Here is a 16,344-nt window from a genome sequence, read left to right as displayed (position 1 = left end):
CGTATTCAGTACCAGACGAAGCCATTCTTCTCCACAGCATATCACGCACATGGAAAAAAGTTTAGGCTAAACTATCCTGTTTCAGTTTCATTACCTGATTAAATACTAAATTTTTCAGGTCATATAAAAGGATTAAACACCCTGAAAAACAACAATAAACCCTCAGCACAGCGTACTCACCTACAGGATAGACAGCTTGTTTATTCCTTGAAAAACGATAACTTTAACGCATATTTTTATAATAATGGACAAAAAAGAATTTAAGCCTTTCGTTCCAGCGGAAGCCAATATTGCAGAATTCACGCTCAAATCTATCCTATTAGGCTGTATTGCCGGGGTAATATTTGGAGCGGCGACCGTTTATCTGGCATTGAAAGCAGGATTAACCGTTTCAGCATCAATTCCTATCGCAGTATTGGCGATCACCCTTGGAAAGAAATTCTTTAAAACCACCATCCTTGAGAACAATATCATACAAACGACGGGATCAGCCAGTGAGTCTATCGCTGCAGGTGTAGTATTTACCTTACCCGGATTTTTATTTTTAAGTACAGACATTGGTGGGCAGAGTTCCGGTGATGCATTTTTCAATTACATGACCATTCTGATTCTCGCCATTCTTGGTGGTGTTCTGGGCACACTGATGATGATCCCCTTAAGGAAATCACTGATCGTAAAGGAACATGACACCCTACCCTATCCTGAAGGTACGGCCTGTGCTTCTGTGCTGAAAGCTGGTGAACGCGGTGGTTCATTTGCAAAAACGGCCTTCTGGGGATTAGGATTTGCGATGATATATGCCATGATGCAAAGGGTTTTCCACGTGATCTCTGAAGCTCCTACCTGGGTAACGACACAAACAAACAAATTTCTTCCCTCAGCAGAGGTGAGTGGTGAAATTACCCCGGAATATCTCGGTGTTGGTTACATCATAGGTCCAAAAATTGCCGGCGTACTGGTTGCCGGTGGTGTGCTGGCCTGGCTCGCATTAATTCCCTTACTGGCAACACTCATTGACCCTGCATTGGCTGCCGGGCAACTGGTGAAGCTTGGCCTGCTTGCCGATATCACAAAAGCAGGTGGCTCCGGCGGATGGGATCCGATAACGCAGACTTTCAGTAATTATCCTTCAGCGATTTACCAGGCCTATGTGAAACAAATTGGTGCCGGTGCAGTAGCAGCGGGTGGATTTATTACACTGTTAAAAACTATTCCAACCATTGTATCCTCATTCAAAGACAGCTTGGGTTCCATTAAAGATGGAAAAACGGTGTCAGAGACAAAACGTACAGAGCGTGATCTTTCCCTGAAAATTGTAGGAATCGGGAGTCTGGCTTTGGTGATCCTGGTTGCGGTATTGCCACAGATTCCAAGTGCAGGAATTTTAAGCAACCTTATCATTGGGGTGCTGGTCCTCTTATTTGGTGCATTCTTCGTCACTGTAGCCAGCCGCATTGTGGGCTTGATCGGTTCAAGTAACAGTCCGATATCAGGAATGACGATTGCCACAATTATGGGTACCTGTCTAATTTTTATTGCCGTGGGATGGACTGGAAAAGTATATGAACCTATGGCATTGGTTGTGGGTGGGATGATCTGTATCGCTGCAGCAAATGCTGGTGCAACTTCACAGGATCTTAAAACAGGTTATCTGATTGGTGCAACACCTAAATATCAGCAGTTAGCCTTATTCATTGGTGTAATTGTATCCTCTATAGTCATTGGTTTAACTGTACGTGTCCTTGATACCCCGAGTCCGGAAATGCTTGCCCAGGGTATTAAACACGCAATTGGTACCGAAGAGTATTCTGCGCCACAGGCCACTTTAATGGCCACTCTTATCAAAGGGATGCTCTCATTTAACTTAGATTGGCAGTATGTACTCGTAGGGGTATTTATTGCCATCACCATCGAGCTATGTGGCATCAATTCTTTATCGTTCGCTGTAGGGGCTTATTTACCCCTTTCCACTACCCTTCCTATTTTCGCCGGTGGTGCAATCAAAGGTATTGTGGAATGGAGAGAACGTAAGAAAGTTAAAACGCTTGAAGAAGAAGAATTAGGCCCAGGCAATTTATTTGCGACAGGATTAGTTGCCGGGGGAGCACTGGCCGGGGTTGTAGTGGCGATCCTGATGGTTATACCTTCTGTAAAAGCGAGTCTGAGTAAAGTAGATGTTCAGCCTCTTTTCACGAAGCTATTCGGTGAAGGAGGTTACGAATTGTTAGGCGTTCTGGTGTTCCTTTTCATGGGATTTGTGTTATATAATATCGCAATGAAGAAAAATGAAGCGGAGAACTTAGGCGAATAGCTATATGGAAAGGGGCTTTTTTAACCATAAAAAGCCCCTTTTAGGGTTTAAATTAATGATTTTTTAACACGAATTGTAATTAATACGCCTTAAAATCAGCACAGTATAAGATATACGGGATTTTTATTTGCAGTATACGCATCCTACGCCTATATTTGCATCACTTTAAACGGAAACGCTTAGGGTAGTTCTTAAAAGAATGATGATTCCGTAGCTCAGCTGGTAGAGCATTACACTTTTAATGTAGTGGTCCTGGGTTCGAATCCCAGCGGGATCACACCAAAGACTATCAAAATGTACAAAACCCTGCAATCGCACGATTAGCAGGGTTTTTGCTTTTAGGCAATTGCCAAAAATCGCGCGAATTCACAAAACTTTGGTGAGTGATTCGGTGAGTGAGGCAAAACGGTTAAAATTGACTCACCGAATGACGCATAATCAATATAAAGGCATTGAATACCCATCTTGACCAATTGCAGAATGTCATTTATTATGCCCATCAATGTGTTTTCGATATGGGGTTGCCGATTACAGCAGATGCAATTAAATCCAGTTACCTTGGTACGCTCACCAATTCCCATACCCGGTTACCTTGTTGAACGGTGAACCGATAGAAAGCATATCGAAGATGCTCGGACATACGAACATCAGGACTCCAGATCATGCGCATATTTACCCGTATCCGTCAGATGTTCGTGGATAACAAGGAAATCCGTTTAGAGATTGAAAAGATAAAGAACAAATTGGACAATCAGGATAAGAACATGGAAATCGTATTTCGTTATCTTGATGAACTATTGGAGAAACAGGAGCAACCAAATCCATCTCGAAAAAGCATTGGTTTTAAGTTAGATAATCTATAAGGTGGCATCAAGCAGCGGGAATATTTGGAATTATTCCTGCTCTTTACAACGTCGCAGAGCAGTCCCTGTAGATAATGACTCATCATTTAGGTAACCATTAAATGTCTCCCATTTATTTGTATTTTTTAAATAGTCCATATAACCTACGCAATCTTTCGTATCAAATTCGAATGTCGCTTTCCCCTTTGCATACAACCGCAGGTCACATGCTCCATATGGAAAATAAATCTGGGTATCTAGCCAATATTCGAAACAAAACTCATCTATACGGTCAATCGCCCATTTTTTTTTGAATTCAACAATCCTTCCCTCGCTATCTTTAAGGAATTCTAGGTTATCATATGGCGAAATATTAATTTCCCCTGCGACCACGTCGTTAAATGTCAAAACCCCGTACCCTTTAATAGTGATTAAATCTGATGGCGCTTTTTGTTTAAGTAATCTGATATTAGCATCTTTTTCTAAATCAATATAGCTCGACCAATCGAAATCTTTATCGAGTTCAGCTCCCCAGACTCTAAATGAGACGGTATTCGGCAAAAACGTTGGAACATCGAAAAAGATAGTTTTACCGTCATAAAAACCAACCAAACCATCTTCAATTTTTTGCCCCGTAATGTCAATAATTACTTTCATTTTGATATTCTTTTAACCTATTGCCATATATCTGTAAAACCATTGTCAACCCTTTAATATGCTATCTTCTGTAATTCGAGATTGATATGTCTAAGCCCATAATATTCTGTTGGTCTAATTTCTTTATTTTTTTCGAAATCAATAAATGGAACTTCACAGTGGGGACATCTGAATGAATTATAATAACGATAGCGTCCAGTTCCCCTTGTTGGTTGGAGCAACTTAGATTCAAGGTCTGTCAATGCCGTTTCATCAACTTCTTTTTGGAGCTGATTTGGAATATCTTCAATTTCATGGTATCCTACCACAAGGGTTTGCTTTGCATCTTCAGAATAAAAGTATTGGTTTTCTGAAAAACCACCATGAAAGTGCTGAACGGTAAAACTGCGATTACAGACATCACAAATACAAATGGCTCGTACTGAAGTAGGTGTTACAGTTCCTGAAAAATAAACTCCTCTTTCAAATAATCCCTTGCCGATTAAATCCTTAGATAAATTACCATCAGCATTAGACAGGTGGAATGGCTGAAACCTGATGGCCTCATAGTCCTTATCCCGCCAATTGGGGTGCCTACCTCTGTCTTTTGAAATAATACCGTCGATCATTACACCCTCATAGCTTAAAATTCGAATAGAAAAATGGAAGTGCTCAATTATTTTGATTGTTCAATTCCATCATAGTCCTCATTAAAAAAATCGCTCAAACCCACGTCAAAACAATTCAAGATGTTGATCAATGTGCCAATTGTGATATTTGTATTACCTGCCTCATATTTACCATATTGCGACCGGTTCAGATTGTTCTCATAGGAAAACTTATCTGGACTAGTATAACCTTTAGATTTGCGGAGGGCTTTTAGTCTTAAGCCTATTTTCTTCAATTCCTTTTCACTTGTTAGGAGATTACCTTTAGCCATGAAATAAAGTAAAACAAATACTCCATTTTTACACACTCCATAAAAAGAGTATTTTTATTTGAAGTATTGAAAATAACTGATTACCTTAGGTTATTGGATAATCGGAATATTATAAGATAAAATGGAAATCCAAACAGAATAAATGGTTATAATTGGACTCATACTAATTTTCGTGACACTAGGAATTATTTTTCTAGCCTATTGGATACCAAAAAAAATTGGGCTATCCGAAAGCTGGAATATACATATCTATAATTTTGACGCTATTAATTGTCATCATAACTACCTTGACAATATTTGAAGATGACCTGTTTACAAAATCCGACGCTCAGAAATTACTGATTGAACAGAACATCCAGATAAAGGACGATTTTGATCTCAAGGAAAATAAATCGATGTTTTCGCCTGGTGATTATTATCATACATTTACATTAATCATAAGTCCTAATGACAAGCTAAGAATCATAAAAGAAATAAAAAGCTCATCGAATTTCGTTAAAACCGATCAAAGTGAATCCTATTTCGACAACCAAGATGATTATTATAACGGGCCGAAAAGAATTAAAAATTATGAGACAGACGAAAAATTTGTTAGAGAGCTTTTTGAACCACACGGAAATGGATATGCACCAACTTGTAGAAAGATAGAAATTGATAAAAAAGCCAATAAATTAATTTTTGAAGACATTGACTTATAGAATATTGTAACTAGAATATCTTTGCAAATTTGCGGAAAATTCTCTACTCCTCATGAGGTCTTTTAGTAAATTTATCAAAACGACAATATTCGCCAAGCTGTAAAAATGTTAGTTGCCCCTCATAACTTCTAACTTTCAAATAGCATAGCGGCAAACGTAAAAGAAAAATGAGCACAGCACTACACGACATAAAAACTAACATTGAAATAGGCAAACAAATTTTTGAAGCTGTTCCAATGAACCTGAAGCCGATGTGGGCTGGAATAATTTTAAATAAATTCAACAAATACATCAAAGAAATTCCAGAACCAATAAGGAGATTAAATGACATCGTTAAAAAGGCTGACCGCTGGCATGAAGCCCATAAACAATTTGGCTTAATCAGACGGTTTTTATTTGATAACACAAATTATACCCCCCAAGAATATGTACTTTTAGCAGAAAGTATTGCCAAAATCATTTACAATTCATCACGAGAGCCTGCGCCATTTGACTTTGGCAGTGGTTATTACATCCCAAGCTTAGCATTAAAGACGGCAGATTTTTTTCAGGATGAAAGGCTTGAAGAAGATTTAAAAACAGTTTTACTTGTATTTAGCAGAAATAAAAACCTAACTACAGATTTAGCAAGAGCTAAAGAAATGCTCCTTTACCAACAAATAGACGATGTGCTTTGGTATGATTGGGATCCAATAGGAATTAATGATATAGCACCAAGGGATGAATATCAAAGTTACACGCCTCAAATCTTTGGTCTTGTTAAATCAAATTCAGACAGAATGGTAATTGCAAAAACTTTGTCCAAAATTGAAACTGACTATATGGGATTAGCAGGAAATATAGAAAAATGCTTTAAGATTGCAGATAAGATGCTAGCTACAGATAAAGAAAGTTAAACTTCACTTAACCGGCGGTTTCCCAAAATGGGTAGAAAATTCTTCGATTTTTAAATGTCCTATTTTTTACGTTTTTAAACAAAACAATTTATACTATTAAAATGAATATCTATGAATATAATGACTTAAGAATAGAAGTATCAGACGATCCAACTTATAAAGTGGGTTCGGCGGATAACAAGATTAAATATTCGAAACATTATTTTGGTGACGGTGCAAAAGATTATCCAACTTCAAAGCACAGCATTAAAATTTTCAAACATGACGAACTTCTAAATGATTGCATAATTATAGGTTCTGGTGGTGCAACTGGTGTTCAAAAAGAATCCTCACTTGTTAGCGATGACGAAATACTGGTTTGCTGTTGTGATACAGTATTTTGTCTGTCCATAGATGATTTGCAGTTCAAATGGTTGACCAGAGCAGATCAGGCAACCTGCTTCGGAATCTATGGTTTAGGAGAGTATTATATTACTCATGGTGAAATAGAAATTTCCAAAATCGATAAAAACGGGAATATAGTTTGGCAGTTTGGAGGCTCAGATATCTTTGTTTCATTTGATCAAGACAATGCATTTAAACTTAATACTGACAATATAGAATTAATAGATTTTTATGGTATGCAGTATAAAATCGATTTTGATGGCAACATATTGTGGTCATCGCATAACAACTAACCTTTCCAAATGTTGAGGAGAAAAATTGGAGCCAGTAGGTGAATGCAGTATTGGCATTCCTAATGATTGCCTCGATAAATCCACTGATTGATCTGTTAACTTTACCATATCCGCAACCGAGTGAAAAAGCCCAGCTGCTACATAAAATGTCCTAGCTATTTATTCTGGATCAAATTCTATCAATAAGACAACGTCACTATCAGCATGAAATTTACCTATCAGAAAAGATTCAAAACAGCTCAAGTCTAAGCACCAAAAGATCATAATTTTTGACCATTAGCTTTAAAAAGAGATAATAACAATTGCTATTTCGAACAGTGGCATACGTATTCAAACATACAAAAAGTCAACATACCACATCCATCACCTCGTTTTGGGAATTTGTCCTGAATATACAAATAGGAATAAAATCGATTACTTTCGATTTTAAATCAATTTATCCGGGGTAATCGGCAGGTTCCTGACTCTTTTACCGGTAGCATTGTATACCGCATTGGCTACCGCAGGTGCCACACCAATAATGACCACTTCTCCCAAACCTTTAGACCCCATCGGATTGAGGTAAGGATCTTTCTCATTGATAAACAGCATTTCCATTTGTGGGATATCTGCATTTACAGGTACATGATAATCACCAAAGCTAGCATTCATGGTGCGTCCTGTACGGCTATCAATTACTACTTCTTCCATTAAGGCCATTCCAATTCCACCAACTATTCCTCCCATCAGCTGGCTTCTTGCGGTTTTCGGACTGACAACAGCACCGCAATCAACCACTGATACTGCATTTTTTATGCTTACCACTCCTGTCAGTTTGTGCACGTGTGCTTCAATAAAATGTACAGCAAAAGAGTAAAAAGAATATTTATTTTGTTCATCACCCTGCTTGGCACTACCTTCAACTATTATTTCTTTAAGCCCATTTTCAGAAAAAAGGGAATCAAGATTTATACTGGATGAAGTATCATTGCTATTCGTCAGTTCAGGCCCCTTTATAGAAATATCATCAGGCAGGGCATTTTGCCAGGCTGACTTTTTTTTCCTGGCAAGTGCTGCCAATTCAAGCTTCAGGTTATTGCAAACATCCACAACAGCCCCTCCCACAGTAGATACAGAGTTGGAACCGCCCTGCATAGGCGCATTGGGAAAGCTTGAATTACCGAGTTGAAAGGTGATTTTTTCCGGATCAATCCCCAGTCTTTCTGCTGCTATACTGGTCATAGCAGTTCCCGTTCCAGGCCCTATATCTGCAATGGCCGACTGTAAGAGCAGCGTCCCATTCGCTTTATAGATCGCTTTAACCGTAGCTGCCCTGGCAAATGCCCCGAATGTGCCTGTAGCCACACCATACCCTATTTGCCATTCTCCTTCCTCTACCGATCCCGGTACAGCTTTTCTCTTTTCCCAGTCAATTTTCTCCCTTCCAAGCCGGTAACAATCCATCAGATAAATTACTTGACCATGGAAGATGGTTATCAGGGTCGACCTTTGCATAATTAATCATCCGCAATTCGATGGGATCGATTCCCAGTTTATAGGAAAGTTCATCCAGTGCACATTCCAGGGCGAATGATCCCGTAGCCTCCCCTGGACCACGCATTGGCGCAGGGGTACTCACATTAAGCGGTACAATTCTGTATTTAGTATCAATATTCGGCACATTATACATCATCCGCGTCATCTGCAACACCCTTTCAGTAAGTTTTTCATAGAGGGACGTTTGTCCGTAAGATTCATGTGAAATCCCAACCAGCTTTCCGTCTTTGTCAGCTCCCAGTGAAACTTTTTGGAGTGTATATGGCCTGTAACCTACCATGTATGACATCTGTCCCCTCGTTAAAGCCAATTTCACTGGTCTTTGTAGTTTCTTGGCCGCTAAAACAGCTACAATTTCATGTGGCCACACCCGCAAACCGGATCCAAAGGCGCCACCTACATAAGTAGACAATACCTTCACATTTTCTAGCGGCAATTGAAAAGATTTAGCGAGGCTGGCCCGGGTTTGCTGGGATCCCTGTGTTTTATCGACCACCGTGAGTCTGTCATTACCTTCCCAGTACGCAATGATCGCATGTGGCTCCATTGGATGGTGTAGCTCTGAAGGAAGAATATATGTTTCGGTTAACTGTACGTCTGCACCCTGGTATGCCGCGGCAGTACCACGAAGATAATCCTTTGTTAAGCCCTGGTCTTTCGTTAGCATAGGAGGGATAATTCCCATTGAAAGATTATCCTCCAGTTCAGTGCGGTGTTTTTCTGTTTGATACGTAGCTTTTACCAGTGAGGCGCCATACTGCGCTCTTTCCAGGGTATCTGCAATAACCACCGCAACCGGCTGACCATTATAATAAATACGGTTGTTATCAAAAACACGAAGTTGCTTCTGGATAACTTCCTCATTTTGCAATTGATATTCAGGCACGCCTGGTGTATTTAAATGGGAAATAACGGCAATCACACCAGGTGCACGAGATGCTTTCATTGTATCCAGCTGAATAATTGTGCCCTGGGCAATGGTACTTTCAACCAGCACACCATATAAAAGGCCATCCAGCTGTACTTCAGCTGAATATTTCGCAGCACCCGTAACTTTAACCCGTCCATCTACCCTACTAATCGCCTTCTGCATTTCCGCATTTTCCAAATATTGTTTACCCATCACATATGCTTTCGATATACCTCTTGACAGAGTGTACTCATTTATATAATCTACTCAGTTTTAACATGAAATTTTCGGAATTTGTTTGAGATAAAGTGGGTAATACAGCTATTGAAGCTTCATTACACCGCCAATATGCCGGATGAATGAGGATGGCATGAACATGCTTAATGCTTTTCGGCGAATCTCTGGTCAAAAAGCAAACTGCCTATGAACATACAATACCCGAAAATCAATTGCCATTTGAATTTCAGTATCACCAGCAAAACACTATTTCCTGCATCGAAATCGACCAGGGTCAACAAACCATATGCAAGGGCTAATCCTATAATAATTCCTGCTGCAGCCAATAAATTAAACCTTCGATTACTCCGTCTTAGGACTTTCAACTGCACCTGACGACTAACCTTTGAAGAAAAATCAAAAGGCAGCCCTTCCTCCGGCTCCTCATTCAGCTTACGAAACAGTGAATGATAACTCCCTATCTGCTCCTTGTCTAAGTCAGCTATATGATTACCGGAGAGTCCTAAATTACGTTCCAACAGTTCCTGGATTTGCGTATCGGTCAGTTTTTTCATATGAGTGTATTTGTTTTTTAAAGGTAATGAAGCGATCATAAACTTATTTATTGCTGTTTGTTAGCGGTAAGCTTATGATGGTTTCATAAGAGTATATTTATTTTTATAGGTAATGGGGCGATCATAAGCTTATTTATTGCTGTTTGCTAGCAGTAAGTTCATGATAATCTCATTATAATATATTTGTTTTTTAAAGGTGATCAAGCGATCATAAACTTATTCACTGTTGTTTGTTGGCGGTAGGCTTATGATGGTTTCCTCTATTTCATTGTTCAATTATTAAGATCGTGTTCAACTTTTTCTTTCAATATTTTTCTTGCCCTGAAAAGGTAACTTTTTACTGTCCCTTCCGGAATTCCGGTAATCTGTTCTATTTCGGGGCAGCTAAACTCATTCAAATGGTACAGTGTTAAAACTGTTCGATAAAGTAATGGCATCTGTCCTATCAGCAGGTTAACATAGGCCGCGGTATCTTTTTTCAGCAGTTCTGCCTCCGGGTTATGATTGGTAAAATGGTAATCTTCAATATTTTCCGGATAATCCATGAGGTATCCCACTTTGCTCCTTTTCACATGGTCAACTGCAGTTAAATAAGCTAAGCGTGCAATCCATGTAGATAATTTGGATTGGAACTTGAATTTATACAGACTCTGGTGCACCTTAATGAAAACTTCCTGGCAGATATCTTCCTTATCCTCCAGGTGTTGTACCAGACGGTTCACTACATAAAAAACCAGCTTTTCATATTGTTTTACCAATAGTTCAAAAGCGCGGAAATCACCCCTTAAAATTCTGGAAATAACTTCCTTTTCATCAAACATATCCTAGTAGTCTGTATTGCCCGCCTAACGGTTGCAAAAATTAAATAAAAATATCTGCAACCGTTGTGTTATTTTTAAAGACTACTGTATCAAAATCATTTAAATTAAAACATCATGAAACAGTTAATGCCTTTTATAGTGGTGATCGTCTTTTTTATACTCATCGCCATATTTATTCTTTCCCTTTATAATTACCGTTTAAAGAAGCGTATTATTGAATCAGGCCCATTGGATGAAACCGGTTTAAAATTTTTGCAGCAGCTTTCAGGTTTTGGTTCCGAAGCCATGAAATGGGCTATACTCTTATTTACCACTGGCTTAGGCTTAATTGTCCTGCAGTTTATTCCCTACAGTGCTGAAGACTCACCTCTACCCTATGGGATAGAGCTGCTATTTGTAGCAGCAGGTTTCTTTCTCTATTATCTTTTCATCCGCAACCAGCGTGATAAGCAATCGCATTAAGCCTTTATAGCCCGGCGAGTTCCCGCTAAAGTAACATCCTGCTAAATAATTAAAATTTTAAAGAACACCCCTTCTTTAAGGGGATTGTTTTGCCCAAAATTTACGATTACACCGCTTTAAATACCTAAAATGAAACCATATCTCCTGAAGATACTTTTATTATTTGCTCTCCTGACAGCAAAAACAAATCCTATCCTGGCACAAACCCACCCCGGTCAATGGACACTCAAAGGTAAGCTGGCCGATTCAGTCTCTTCTGCCCCACTCGCCTTCATCACCATCAAACTAAACGATGATAAAGGCAAATCGATCGGGATGGGCCTGACCAAAGAAGATGGCACTTTCCATTTTTCCGGACTGGCCTCCTCAACTTATCAAATTATAATTGTAGCTATAGGTTACCCTGCAAAAGCATTCCCCCTGAACCTGCAGAAAGACACTGATCTCGGTTTAATTCACCTCTTACCACAGCTTAATCATTTAAAGGAAATTGCTGTCATCGCTACTCCTCCCCTTATCAGACAAAAAACAGACCGCCTCATATACGACCTGAAAGCAGATCCCGAAAGCAAATCCAGCAGTGTGTTGGGAATGCTGCACAAGATCCCCTATATTACACTGGATGGCCAGGATAATATCCTGTTAAAAGGAAACTCCAGTTTCAGGGTATTCATTAATGGAAAACCTTCCCTCAGTTTGGAGCGTAATTTCCTTGCGGTATTAAAAAGTATGCCAGCTTCCAGCATCGAAAGTATTGAAGTGATCACCACTCCACCATCCAAATATGACGGTGAAGGCCTCGCAGGCATAATTAATATCATAACTGTAAAGCACCTCAACAACGGGTATAGCGGGACATTAAATGCCAGCCAGAGTTTTCCTGCTGGGGGCCCTGGAGCAGGTGCTTCCTTTACTGCCAAAAGTGGCCGGTTAATGATCTCTTCTTTTGGTGGTGGAAACCTGACCAACACCCCTGAAACCGGTTTCACGAATAGCAGAAGCACATCTGGCACAGCAGCAGGCAGCCTGATCCAGGAGGGAGACAAAAGGTCTAAACATCAAACGGCTTACTTCGGAACCGAAATGAGCTACGAAGTAGATTCGCTCCAGCTGATCTCAGGTCAGTTCCATCTGAATGGTAACCAGTCGACAGATGACCTGGCACAGCATTCCGCCCTGTATGGGAATAACGGTATTGTGCAGGCTTACCAGTTGCTGAACAACAATCAGGGTAAAAACTACGGATGGGATGCTGCCATCAATTACCAGATAGGTTTTAAATCCATTAAAAACAGACTATTGACCTTTTCTTACCAATATTCGGACAACCGGAATATCCGTGATGGTAACATTAACACCCATAACCAAATAAACTTTAACCTGCCCGATTATACCCAGACCGACAAACAAAAATTTAATGAACATACTTTTCAGGTTGACTTTATAACCCCGCTTAAAAGGTTGAACATTGAGGCTGGAGTAAAAGGTATCCTTCGTCAGGGTAACAGTAATTTCGGCTATTCCAATTTCGATAGCACCAGTGGCCAGTTTGTGCAGAACAATGCCTTGTCAAATCAATACTCCAATCAGCAACATGTATTTAGTGCCTACAATTCTTATCAGCTCAATTTAAAAACCTGGAGCATCAATGCGGGAGTCAGGCTGGAACAAACCATGATCAAGGCCGATTTCAGCAGTACAGCAACAGCAGCCGATCAAAATTATTTGCACCTGCTGCCCTCCATAACAGCAATGAAGAACTTCAGCAACCAGACAGCATTGAATTTCGGTTATTCTCAACGCCTCAGGAGACCAGGTATTAACCGGCTTAACCCCTATATTGACCGCTCTAATCCAAATTTTGAATCTACCGGAAATCCCAACTTACGTCCCGTACTGCTCAATGATATCCAACTGGGGTACAGCAGTAACAAAAAAATTTCCTTGAATGTAGGCTTGAATTATTCCTTTATGAAGAACCTGGATCTCCGGGTAACCGATTTTGATCCTGAAACACAAATCACAAGGACAAGTTATGAAAATACCGGCAAATCAAGCAGTCTTGGAAGTAATCTCTCCATATCCTATCCCCTGGATAAAGTTTATCAGATCAGCCTTAATGGAAATGTGATGTACCTATGGCTACAGGGAATGGCCGATGGAATAGCTGTAGAAAATAACCAACTTATGTATTCCTTTTCCCTTTCAAATGGATTTCATTTGAACAAAGGATGGGTAGTTAATGCCGGATTCAATATCGTCAGTCGTAATCCGACAGGTTTACAGGGCTATTCCAATGGATTTGTAGGTACGGCTTTCAGTGTAAACAAAGAGATGATCAAAAACAAGTTGGATTTTGCGGCCCGTATGAGTAACCCATTTACCAGATACAGACCTAATGAGGTGCGCAGTTTTGGCTCCGACTTCAATCAGCTTTACACCTCAGCACATTATTACAGATCGTTCGGCATCAGCCTGAATTATAAATTTGGCAGACTCAGCAACAGCGTAAGTAAAAGTCGCAGGACTATTGAAAATAAGGATATAGCCAATTAGTGGAATAAAAAAACAGCGATTTCAACATCCTTCAAAAGAAATAAATAGTAAAGTAATACCACGTCATGAAAGTTAAAATAGCTTGTATATACACCTGCCCTATTTCTCTTTCAATTACCACCATATGAGTTGCTTTTTCTAATCATTATAGCTTGGCAAACTGAGTAATTGGGTCTTCAGTACATTTTCAATGAATAAAATAAGTTCAGGTATTGGATAATATCCTGTTGACAAGACCATTTGATCAATTGAAATAAAGATCCATTGGATATAAATTAAAATTATTTTCCATATTACAGAATAAAAAATAACATTACACTCATTAAACAACAAAAATTCAAGTTAAAATCTGAAACGTAATAAATATTTGATTTTTTTCAATCAATATGATTGAAATCATTTTAATTGAAAAAAAATTATTTAACTTTCCCCCATAAAAGCATAAATACCATTCATTGAGGACGATTCTTATCTTTTATCATTAATTAACAAAAAATAAATATAGATTTTACGTGAAGAAACTTTTATTAAACCTACTAATCGCATTGGTGTTGACCAGCTCCTTAAGTTCCTGCGCCACAATCTTTGGCGGAAAAGTAACACAAGCACAAAGAACGAGACCTTTAGCAGGTGAACCAAGCAGGGCATTAAGGCCGGTACCATTGATTTTTGATATCGTATTATTCTGGCCTGGCCTGGTAGTAGATTTCCTTACAGGAGCAATTTACAGACCGGAAGGGAACGGAATGCCACCAAAAGTAATAGAGAAAAAAGCCGATTCAGCGAACACTGGCGGAGGCAATACCTTATAGCAAAAAACAGGTTGCATTAATTTCTGATGCAACCTGTCACTTTATACCTGAGTGCCCCTGCCGGGCAAATCATCGAGAATTAAGCAATCTCACTGAATGCCTCTGCAAAAATCTTCATTTCTTCCATCGTTCCAATACTTACCCTGCACCAGTTTTTACCATTAAACTTCCAGTTTCTCAGGCCCACTCCTCTTTTGCCCATCTCTGTGGTAAATTTAAGTCCATCCATAGGTATAGGAAACATCACAAAATTAGCTACCGAAGGAATATATACATAACCTTCCTTCTTAAGCGTATCATAGAGAAACTGTTTCGATACAGCTGTTTTTTTGATCACCTCTTCAATGAATGCCTTATCCTGGTAGCTTGCCAGTGCGGCCCGCATAGAAAGTGTAGAAATCGAAAATGAGTCTGCATTATATTTACTCAATGTTTTAACCATTTCAGGCTGGGCAACCATATAACCAACCCGTAAACCGGCAAATCCATAAAGTTTGGAAAAAGTACGCAGTACAATCACGTTCCTTCCTTTTTTCACCAGCTCCATTACCGTCACTTCCTGAGGATGCTCTACATAATCAATATAAGCCTCATCGACCAACACGGTAACCCTGGGCGACACACGCTCAATAAAAGCTTTTAGCTTAGCTGAATCGACCAATGTTGCCGTAGGATTGTTGGGGTTACAAATGTAGACCAATTTGGTTCGCGCATCGATAGCTTTCTCCATTGCATCCAGGTCAACTATACAGTCTGAGGTCAGTGGTACATTTATGATACGGGCACCAAACAGAGCTGCATTGCTCGCGAGGAGATCAAAGCTTGGATCAGCCGTAACGATACTTCCACCCTCTTTAGAAAAGTGCATTGCAATAGCCAGTAACAATGGAGAAGAGCCTGCGCTCAATGCGACCATTCCCTCCGTTAAACCTTCCGCAGCGATAATTTTAGCTTCCAGTTCACGCGAATTGAAACTGTACCTGTAACTGCCGTCAATGGCTTCCCTAATGGCTTTTTTTGCTTTTTCCGATGGACCAAATGGATTTTCATTTGCGAACAGCCTTGCTTTGATTTCAGGAGGCTGGCTAAGGAAGATTTGTTCGTCGGATACAAAATTAGTTGCCTCTACCGGAACTGAAGGCAGCTCTTTTGCAGACAATCCACTGAATGTTTCTGAAAAAAAAGCAACTCCTCCAGCATATAAAGCACTTGCCTTTATCCATTTGCGACGGTTCATTTCATTTGCCATAATGTTATATTATAATGTCTTTGTATATTGATATCTATCTGTAAATACTGGTCCTACCTTATTTCGGATGCTATTCAAAAGGGCTCACCTATAGCCCTCCAGCAAAACGCTATTTTGCCGGGCAGCGACGATGCTTTCATTAAGCTCCCCTTCGGCATAAAAGAATATACGCTGCCGCAAACAACAAAATTTGTATAAAATCTCTCC

At 39.6% G+C, this 16,344-nt stretch carries 15 protein-coding genes and 1 tRNA gene; 8 read left to right on the top strand and 8 right to left on the bottom strand.

All coding sequences use genetic code 11. The features are described 5' to 3' along the window. Positions 1-244 precede the first annotated feature (244 nt). Positions 245-2,311, top strand: coding sequence for an OPT family oligopeptide transporter (locus tag ACSBL2_RS12555; protein WP_442592045.1), 2,067 nt, complete (start codon positions 245-247; stop codon positions 2,309-2,311). A 204-nt stretch (positions 2,312-2,515) separates the two neighbouring features. Next, positions 2,516-2,588 (top strand) — tRNA-Lys (locus tag ACSBL2_RS12550). Between the two features lie 616 nt (positions 2,589-3,204). Here ACSBL2_RS12550 and ACSBL2_RS12545 read toward each other — a convergent pair. The 3 genes from ACSBL2_RS12545 to ACSBL2_RS12535 are packed head-to-tail and all read right to left on the bottom strand — an operon-like array spanning position 3,205 to position 4,729. Next, on the bottom strand, positions 3,205-3,810 hold the full coding sequence (locus ACSBL2_RS12545; protein ID WP_442592044.1) for a hypothetical protein: 606 nt from the start codon (positions 3,808-3,810) through the stop codon (positions 3,205-3,207). Positions 3,811-3,863: 53 nt separating this feature from the next. Next, positions 3,864-4,418: a hypothetical protein gene (locus ACSBL2_RS12540; RefSeq protein ID WP_442592043.1), complete on the bottom strand. Its 555-nt coding sequence runs from the start codon at positions 4,416-4,418 to the stop codon at positions 3,864-3,866. Positions 4,419-4,465: 47 nt separating this feature from the next. After that, on the bottom strand, positions 4,466-4,729 hold the full coding sequence (locus ACSBL2_RS12535; RefSeq protein ID WP_442592042.1) for a helix-turn-helix domain-containing protein: 264 nt from the start codon (positions 4,727-4,729) through the stop codon (positions 4,466-4,468). A gap of 218 nt (positions 4,730-4,947) precedes the next feature. On the opposite strand from ACSBL2_RS12535, the gene ACSBL2_RS12530 reads away from it, so the two are divergent. From ACSBL2_RS12530 to ACSBL2_RS12520, 3 genes are all read left to right on the top strand, one after another. Beyond that, on the top strand, positions 4,948-5,427 hold the full coding sequence (locus ACSBL2_RS12530) for a hypothetical protein (RefSeq protein WP_442592041.1): 480 nt from the start codon (positions 4,948-4,950) through the stop codon (positions 5,425-5,427). Positions 5,428-5,594: 167 nt separating this feature from the next. After that, positions 5,595-6,323 (top strand): hypothetical protein, encoded by a 729-nt coding sequence (locus ACSBL2_RS12525; RefSeq protein ID WP_442592040.1) that lies wholly within the window; start codon positions 5,595-5,597, stop codon positions 6,321-6,323. 101 nt (positions 6,324-6,424) lie between these two features. Further along, complete coding sequence (locus ACSBL2_RS12520) at positions 6,425-7,000, top strand: hypothetical protein (RefSeq protein WP_442592039.1); 576 nt, start codon at positions 6,425-6,427, stop codon at positions 6,998-7,000. 426 nt (positions 7,001-7,426) lie between these two features. Here the strand turns inward: ACSBL2_RS12520 and ACSBL2_RS12515 are convergent, their stop codons facing one another. The 4 genes from ACSBL2_RS12515 to ACSBL2_RS12500 form a co-directional block, all read right to left on the bottom strand. After that, positions 7,427-8,443 carry a xanthine dehydrogenase family protein molybdopterin-binding subunit gene (locus tag ACSBL2_RS12515; RefSeq protein WP_442592038.1) on the bottom strand — a complete coding sequence of 339 codons (1,017 nt, stop codon included), beginning with the start codon at positions 8,441-8,443 and terminating at the stop codon, positions 7,427-7,429. Continuing rightward, positions 8,409-9,659, bottom strand: coding sequence for a xanthine dehydrogenase family protein molybdopterin-binding subunit (locus ACSBL2_RS12510; protein WP_442592037.1), 1,251 nt, complete (start codon positions 9,657-9,659; stop codon positions 8,409-8,411). The genes ACSBL2_RS12515 and ACSBL2_RS12510 overlap by 35 nt, the downstream gene beginning before the upstream one ends. A 167-nt stretch (positions 9,660-9,826) precedes the next feature. Next, positions 9,827-10,237 (bottom strand): hypothetical protein, encoded by a 411-nt coding sequence (locus tag ACSBL2_RS12505; RefSeq protein WP_442592036.1) that lies wholly within the window; start codon positions 10,235-10,237, stop codon positions 9,827-9,829. Between the two features lie 272 nt (positions 10,238-10,509). After that, on the bottom strand, positions 10,510-11,058 hold the full coding sequence (locus ACSBL2_RS12500; protein ID WP_442592035.1) for an RNA polymerase sigma factor: 549 nt from the start codon (positions 11,056-11,058) through the stop codon (positions 10,510-10,512). Positions 11,059-11,172: 114 nt separating this feature from the next. On the opposite strand from ACSBL2_RS12500, the gene ACSBL2_RS12495 reads away from it, so the two are divergent. The 3 genes from ACSBL2_RS12495 to ACSBL2_RS12485 all read left to right on the top strand — a co-directional run bounded on the left by ACSBL2_RS12495 (position 11,173) and on the right by ACSBL2_RS12485 (position 14,888). Next, positions 11,173-11,520: a hypothetical protein gene (locus ACSBL2_RS12495; protein WP_442592034.1), complete on the top strand. Its 348-nt coding sequence runs from the start codon at positions 11,173-11,175 to the stop codon at positions 11,518-11,520. A gap of 129 nt (positions 11,521-11,649) precedes the next feature. Then, positions 11,650-14,076 carry an outer membrane beta-barrel protein gene (locus tag ACSBL2_RS12490; RefSeq protein WP_442592033.1) on the top strand — a complete coding sequence of 809 codons (2,427 nt, stop codon included), beginning with the start codon at positions 11,650-11,652 and terminating at the stop codon, positions 14,074-14,076. 512 nt (positions 14,077-14,588) lie between these two features. Next, positions 14,589-14,888 carry a hypothetical protein gene (locus tag ACSBL2_RS12485; protein ID WP_442592032.1) on the top strand — a complete coding sequence of 100 codons (300 nt, stop codon included), beginning with the start codon at positions 14,589-14,591 and terminating at the stop codon, positions 14,886-14,888. A 79-nt stretch (positions 14,889-14,967) separates the two neighbouring features. Here ACSBL2_RS12485 and ACSBL2_RS12480 read toward each other — a convergent pair whose 3' ends face one another. Then, entirely contained in the window at positions 14,968-16,137 is a 1,170-nt protein-coding gene (locus tag ACSBL2_RS12480; protein ID WP_442592031.1) for a pyridoxal phosphate-dependent aminotransferase, read from the bottom strand. Positions 16,138-16,344: the final 207 nt, after the last annotated feature.

It is taken from the genome of Pedobacter sp. AW31-3R, from assembly GCF_052180285.1.
Classification (GTDB): domain Bacteria; phylum Bacteroidota; class Bacteroidia; order Sphingobacteriales; family Sphingobacteriaceae; genus Pedobacter.
Note: the sequence above shows the minus strand (reverse complement) of the source record. Positions and strands in the feature narration are given on the sequence as shown.